Origin of the sequence: Corallococcus macrosporus (assembly GCF_017302985.1) — a bacterium.
Taxonomy (GTDB): Bacteria; Myxococcota; Myxococcia; order Myxococcales; family Myxococcaceae; genus Corallococcus; species Corallococcus macrosporus_A.
On record NZ_JAFIMU010000005.1, the window covers coordinates 91,542 to 97,761 of the forward strand.

General features: G+C 67.7%; 6 protein-coding genes and 1 tRNA gene. 2 read left to right on the plus strand and 5 right to left on the minus strand.

The window, feature by feature from the left end; all coding sequences use genetic code 11:
* Positions 1-47: 47 nt before the first annotated feature.
* Positions 48-1,361, minus strand: a complete 1,314-nt coding sequence (locus JYK02_RS10035; RefSeq protein ID WP_207050683.1) for a cytochrome-c peroxidase — start codon at positions 1,359-1,361, stop codon at positions 48-50.
* Between the two features lie 245 nt (positions 1,362-1,606).
* Between JYK02_RS10035 and JYK02_RS10040 the strand changes: the two genes are divergently transcribed.
* Complete coding sequence (locus JYK02_RS10040; protein ID WP_207050684.1) at positions 1,607-3,022, plus strand: polysaccharide deacetylase family protein; 1,416 nt, start codon at positions 1,607-1,609, stop codon at positions 3,020-3,022.
* An 8-nt stretch (positions 3,023-3,030) separates the two neighbouring features.
* Here the strand turns inward: JYK02_RS10040 and JYK02_RS10045 are convergent, their stop codons facing one another.
* Positions 3,031-4,116 carry a hypothetical protein gene (locus JYK02_RS10045; protein WP_207050685.1) on the minus strand — a complete coding sequence of 362 codons (1,086 nt, stop codon included), beginning with the start codon at positions 4,114-4,116 and terminating at the stop codon, positions 3,031-3,033.
* A 315-nt stretch (positions 4,117-4,431) separates the two neighbouring features.
* Positions 4,432-4,863: a hypothetical protein gene (locus JYK02_RS39570; protein WP_242588616.1), complete on the minus strand. Its 432-nt coding sequence runs from the start codon at positions 4,861-4,863 to the stop codon at positions 4,432-4,434.
* Positions 4,864-5,045: 182 nt separating this feature from the next.
* Here JYK02_RS39570 and JYK02_RS39575 point away from each other — a divergent pair, with 182 nt between their 5' ends.
* The gene (locus JYK02_RS39575) at positions 5,046-5,516 is read left to right on the plus strand and encodes a helix-turn-helix transcriptional regulator (RefSeq protein WP_242588617.1); all 471 of its coding nucleotides are present in this window, start codon (positions 5,046-5,048) and stop codon (positions 5,514-5,516) included.
* Between the two features lie 79 nt (positions 5,517-5,595).
* On the opposite strand, the gene JYK02_RS10055 is transcribed toward JYK02_RS39575, so the two are convergent.
* A tRNA-Pro gene (locus JYK02_RS10055) sits at positions 5,596-5,672 on the minus strand.
* 85 nt (positions 5,673-5,757) lie between these two features.
* Positions 5,758-6,144 carry an integration host factor subunit alpha gene (locus JYK02_RS10060; protein WP_014397244.1) on the minus strand — a complete coding sequence of 129 codons (387 nt, stop codon included), beginning with the start codon at positions 6,142-6,144 and terminating at the stop codon, positions 5,758-5,760.
* Positions 6,145-6,220 lie beyond the last annotated feature (76 nt).

Consider the following 6,220-nt stretch of genomic DNA (forward strand, 5'->3'; position numbering starts at 1 on the left):
TCCGGGGACCCGCGGGCTCACGGCCGTCCCCTGCTCCCCTCTCGTGCTCACCGGATGTAGCCATCCGACAGCGTGCGCAGGAAGGCGACGAGGGCCTGCTCCTCCTGGGGAGACAGGCCCAGGTTGCCCACCGTCTGGGTGTTGATGTTCAACCCCACCTCCGGCAGCGGCCAGCAGTCCACACCCGGCGTCCCGGACGCGCTCCCGGTGCAGACCGGCAGGACGTCTCGCGTGTTGTAGAAGTGGACGATGGACTCAAGGCTCTTGAAGTAGCCGTTGTGCGCATAGGCCTTGGTGAAGCCGGGGAACGGGCGCTTGTCCACGTTGCGCAGGGTGGGAACCTTGACCTTGCCCAGATTGGCGCGCGCGGACGCGGCATGGTCCTGTCGCGTCTGGAGAAAGCCCCCCAGGCCCGTGTCGATCCAGAAGGGCCCGTCCGGGTTGAACTGGAGCTGCCAGTACCAGGGATTGAGCAGGTTGCGCGGGACGCCCAGGTTCTCGAAGGTGTAGTCGGTGAAGAGCGGTGGCTCGCCGCCCGGGCCGCGCTGGCTCGGGTGACACTTGTCGCAGCGGGCCTTGCCCTCGAAGAGCTTCAGGCCCCATTGCTCCTGCGGGGTGAGCCGCGCGCGGCGCGCGAGGTACGCGTCGTACTTCGATGAGAAGGCATTGACCTCGCGAGAGCCCTCGTACGCGGCGATGGACCTGGCGATGTCGTCATACGCGCGCGGCACGTCGCCGCAGATGTCAGCGCCCCAGACGGACCGGAAGAGGCCGCCGTACGGCCCGCCGCAGACCTTTGCCACCACGGCGGCCTCGCTGGGGTTGTTCTGCTCCACCGGGTTGAGGAAGGGCCCCTGCGCCTGGTCCGCCGCGGGGTTGCCCAGCTCCTCGCCAGTGGCCCGGCCATCCCAGAAGTTGCCGCCCACGAAGTCAGCCTGTCCAGGCGTCACCCGGTGGAGGATGGGCGCCTGCGTGGCGTAGGCGGACGACGGCGGCTTGCGGTTGCCAAAGCGCCCCCGCACGGCGCCCTCATAGACGGAGCCCGTGAGGTTGATGAGCACTTCAGGGCCCGTCCAGCCCACCTCGGGGCCATGACAGACGGCACAGGCCTGGCCCATGGGCTCGGAGAGCCGGCGGTCGAAGAAGAGCAGTTTGCCCAGCCGCTCCACGGGCTTCAGCCCACCGGACGCCTGCGCATCCTCGCGCAGCGTGGCCTCGAAGACCGCCGAAGCCTGGAAGGCCTCCGGCGTCTCCGGTGCGGCGTCACCGGGGCTCCTGCTCGCGCGCGGATCCAGGCTCAGCGCCCCCGGTACCGGGGCGACTTCACACGCCAGCGGCCCACCCAGCGTCAGCAGCAACATCCACCTCCACCCGGACCCGTGCATTTCCGACACCTCGTTTGAGAGTGGCGGCCAGGGTGCCGCCGCGACCGGGCTCCGGCCATGGGACGGGAGCATGACGGTCTGTCGTGTTCCGCGGCTGGGATTGCCCACCGCGCCCGGGCCGCGCGAGCGCGTGTCGGTCTCTCGCGCTCACCCGTGAGCAGCCGCGCCAAACTTCCGGGCTGCTTGGCGGCACGAGGAGCGCACGCACCTTGGCGGGCACCATGCCCCCCTTCTCCCGCTCCCTCCAGGCCGCCCGCGCGTTCGGGTTGTCATTGTTCATGATGACGCTGGCGTGCCAGGACTCCGAACCCGAAGAAGCGCTGGAACAGCAGTCGCCGCGCCTCGTCCTGGAGCCCGGGCAGCTCGTCGTGTCCATCACCTTCGATGACGCGCGGGCCAGCCAAGTCAACGCGGCATCGTTGTTGGAGGCGCGCGGCCTGCGCGGGACCTTCTTCGTCAGCAGCGGGCGACTGGGCCTCCCGGGCTACCTGACCCTTGCACAGCTCCGGAGCTTCCAGGCCGCGGGCCACGAGGTGGGCGGCCACACGGTGTCCCACGTCCAGCTCCCCACGCTGGACGTGGACTCCCAGCGCCGCCAGGTGTGTGACGACCGCGTGGCCCTGATGAACGCGGGGCTGCGGGTGACGTCGTTCGCGTATCCGTCCGGAGCCCGGGACGCGACCACCGAGCAGGTCGTCATCGATTGCAACTACAACTCCGCGCGGGAGTCCGGCGGCCTGCGCACGCCGGACAGCTGCGCGGGCTGTCCGTACGCGGAGACCGTTCCGCCGCAGGACGCCTTCGCCATCCGCAACCACGGCTCCGTCCAGAGAACTCAGACGCTGGCGGACCTGCAGGGGCTGGTGCTGCGCGCTGAGTCCGCAGGCGGGGGTTGGGTGCCCATCGCCTTCCACGAAATCTGCCCGGGGCCGTGCCCGACGTCCGAGACGTACGGCATCAACGTGTCCACCTTCACCGCCTTCCTGGACTGGCTCGCGGCGCGCGCCTCGCGAGGCACCTTCGTGCGCACGGTGGATCAGGTCATCGGTGGCGCGGTGAAGCCGCCCGTCAACGGGCCGCCGCTGCCCGACGCGGGCACGCCCCCTCCCACGCAGTTGCTGAAGAATCCGTCGCTGGAGACCGACAGCAACGCGGACGGAGCGCCCGACTGCTGGCAGCGCGGCGGCTATGGCGCCAACGCCTTCACGTGGGCCCGGACCTCGGACGCGCATTCAGGGAGCTGGGCCCAGCGCTTGAGCCTCACCAGCTACTCCAGCGGGGATCGCAAGCTCATCTCCCTGCAGGACCTGGGAGCGTGCGCACCGCCGCTCACGACGGGCCACCGCTACCGGGTGTCGGCCTGGTACAAGGCCACCGCCGCGCCCCTCTTCAAGGCGTACTACCGCAACGCATCGGGAGGCTGGGTGTGGTGGGCCCAGAGCGCCCTGCTGCCCACGCGAGGAACCTACGGTTACGCCGAGTGGACGACACCCGCCGCGCCGGCCGCGGGGCTGAGATTGAGCGTGGGGCTGGCCCTGGAGCGAGTGGGCACGCTGACCCTGGATGACTTCAGACTCGAGGACCTGGGCACGAGCCCCTTCACACCGCTGGAGCCGGGACCGCCGCCAGCCCCCTGAGCGCCCGCTCAGTCTTCCAGCTGTTGCGCCGTGAGGCAGGCGGCCTCGAGGTCCAGGTCCTCCAGCGGGATGCGCTGGATGTGCTCCCGGGGCTCATCGACGTTGTCGCGGTACTTGTCCGAGCCGCTCTCGTAGGTGACCCACAGCTCGCCGTCGATGATGTTGATGCCCTGGGCGTACGGGTCGATGAGGCCGTTGCTGATGTCCGCCCGCTTGTCGATGTCCGCCGAGAACGTGTCCTCGGTGGACGTGAACGGCTGATAGACGAGCTTCTTGTCGCCCGTGGTGAAGAGGATGCCGCCGTCGACGATGGTCATTCCCTGCGCGCGGTCCGGAGCGCGGATGGGCCCCTCGCGCGAGTCTTCAATCAGGGCACCGGTCTGCTCGTCGATCTTGTAGCGCCAGACGGCGCCCGCCTTGCCATCGCCATCCGGGCTGTAGCCACCGACGTACGCGTAGCCGTCCTTGATGGTCATGTAGCTGCCCGAGGACACGAGCCCGATGCCCGTGGCCGGATCCGTCAATCCCTCCGGCTTCGGGACATCCATCACCTGCGAGGGCATGGCCTCGCGGCACTCGTTCTGCGCCGCTTCGATCTCCTCGCGCGTGTAGACGTAGACGTGGTCCGTGTCGGAGACATAGACGTGGTCGCCGTCCGTCGAGACGCCGCCGCCATGGCTGGGAGGCCCCGCTGGCGGAGGCCCCCCGAGCACGGCCTGGTGTGTCTCCTTGCCCGAGTCCTTGTTCTGGACCGACAGGAGCACCCGGTCGTCTTTGTAATAGGTCGTGAGCACTTCGCCGCGCTTCGCGTCGTAGCCCTGGCCCTGGGGCGTCCACCCGTTGTCCAGGTGGATGAACTCCGGACCGACCTTCTCCCCGCTCTTTGGCTTCGTCAGGAGGGAGTCCACGCTCGCGGCCGACGTCGCCTTGCCATGGCCGCTGAGCTCCACCGGGCTGGACTTCGCCGCGTCCATGCCGTCCGTGAAATAGGGTGTGGCGGTGGGTGGAGGCGCGGGCGGAGGCGGGGCCACCGGAGGCTTCGCGATCGCCGTCTGGACCGTGGTGACGACCTGGCGGATGAGGGAGCTGATCAAGGGCCTGTCTCCGGCGGAAGGTGCTTCAGGGCACGAATCCTACATGACGGGATGGAAGCAGCTCCTCCGTCGGCCCCAGGGAATTGTCGGCACTCGACAACCGGAAGTTTCCACTTCCCTATCCGCTCAAATGTTCCAGGCGGGGCGCTGGGCCTAGTGCGTCATGGCCGAGTCCTCCCTCCGTCACGGCGCGTGGCGGCCCATCCAGTCAATCCCTCTGGAGGGTGAGGGACGGACTTTCAGTTGGTGGCTATGGATGAGGGGCACCACGAATGACCCACAGGGTGGCCTACTCCAGGAGGATGAATGGTCCGTCTACCGAAGCTCACTGCCGCCGAGTACACGCTCAGAGACAGGGCCCTCCGCGCCTTCAACAAACCGAGGTCCCTCCGTGAAGCACTGGAGGCCATCCGACCGCTCCTCCTCGAGCTTGTGCAGGCGGACGCCATGGCACTGTGCCTCATGCAGGAGACGCGTTCGCCTGGGTTTGAATGGCTCGTCCCGGGCCATCGCCTCGTCATTCTCGAGCGGTACGCCGAACTGATTCAGCATGATCCTTTCCGGGACCCCATCTTCGAGCAGCCCCACTCGGTCGTCCGCGATTCGCAGCTCATGCCGCGCAAGAAGTTCGTGCGGAGCATCATCCACCAGCGCAGCCTGGAGTGGGGGCCGCGCCTGGATCACATCATGGCCGTCCTGCTGCGGATTCGCCCCGGCCTCGTCGCGGCCCTCGCGCTCTACAGACATCGGCCGCGCGCGTTCTCCGCCAGGAACGCCGCCATCCTCGGCAGCCTCACCGAGCACTGGCGGACGGCGTCAGCAAGTACTGTGATCTCCAGGACCTGGGGATCCGTGCCCAGACGCTTGATGGGCTCTACCGCCGTCCCAATGCCGCCCTCGTCGTCGTGGAACCTTCCCACCACGAGGCGATGCGCACCCCGAATGCCACCGCCCTCCTCGAGCGATGGTTCAACCCCTCCGACCTCGACGCCTCCGGCATTCCCCTCGCGTTCAAGGAGCAGTTGGAGGCGCTGATGCACATGGCGCCGGATGAGCGGCTCGGCAAGGACTCCTGGGTCCGTGTCCACGACGACCGCTACCGCGCGGTCCATTTCATGGAACTGCCCGCTCCCGAGGGGCCCTCGAGATGGGCCCTCAAGATCGAAGAGATTCCCCGCTCCATCCCCCTCCCCGAGGCGATGAAGCGCAAGCTTCGTCCCAGCGAGGTGCGCGTCGTGACGGGTATGCTCACCAACTGGAACGACCGCCAGATCGCAAGTGAGTTGGGGCGCTCCCATCACACGGTGAAGACCCACGTGAAGAAGATCTTCTCCAAGTTGGGGGTCGATGACCGAGCGGACCTGCTCTACCAGGCCGCGCACCTCAACATCCCTGTCTGACGAAACCTCTTGCGCCGCTGAACCAAAAACAAAGGCCCTGGAGTCACCGGCTTGCACCGGAAACTCCAGGGCCTCTATTTGGTCGGGGCGACAGGATTTGAACCTGCGACCACTTGCACCCCAAGCAAGTGCGCTACCAGGCTGCGCTACGCCCCGAGAACCGCCGTCGTGAAACGGTGCTGCCTTATGCCCTCGCTGCTTTCTTGGGTCAAGCGCGAGGTGACGGGCGACGGTGAAAAACCTACTCGTCGCCCTCTTCCATTCCCTCGTCGAAGTCCTCGCCCCGGGCCTCCGCCGCGTCCGCCGCCGCCTCTTCCTGCGCGTCGATTTCGGCGTGGTTCTCCGGCGGTGCCTCGCCGTTCAGGGCGCTCTTCAACACCTGGCTCGGCCGGAAGGTCAGGACCCGGCGGGCGCTGATCTCAATCTCCTTGCCCGTCTGCGGGTTGCGGCCCACGCGCGCCTTCTTCTGGCGCACCTGGAAGTTTCCGAACCCGGAGATCTTGATCTTGTCCCCGCGCTCCAACGTCTCCTTCACGGTGTCGAAGACGAGCTCGACGATCTCCGCCGACTCCTTCTTGGAGAAGCCGACCTTCTCGTAGACCCCCTCGATGATGTCCGCTTTCGTCATGCGAGTCCTCTGGCACCCGTGAATGGCCGGTGAACGCGGGGCATGGTGTCAGCCTTCCCCGAACCGTGTCAACGTC

Excerpts from the sequence above, each read along its gene's own strand:
- JYK02_RS39570 (WP_242588616.1), bottom strand. The coding sequence starts at position 4,863 with ATGTCTGTAGAGCGCGAGGGCCGCGACGAGGCCGGGGCGAATCCGCAG.
- JYK02_RS10040 (WP_207050684.1), top strand. The coding sequence starts at position 1,607 with ATGCCCCCCTTCTCCCGCTCCCTCCAGGCCGCCCGCGCGTTCGGGTTG.
- JYK02_RS10035 (WP_207050683.1), bottom strand. The coding sequence starts at position 1,361 with ATGTTGCTGCTGACGCTGGGTGGGCCGCTGGCGTGTGAAGTCGCCCCG.
- JYK02_RS39575 (WP_242588617.1), top strand. The coding sequence starts at position 5,046 with ATGCGCACCCCGAATGCCACCGCCCTCCTCGAGCGATGGTTCAACCCC.
- JYK02_RS10060 (WP_014397244.1), bottom strand. The coding sequence starts at position 6,144 with ATGACGAAAGCGGACATCATCGAGGGGGTCTACGAGAAGGTCGGCTTC.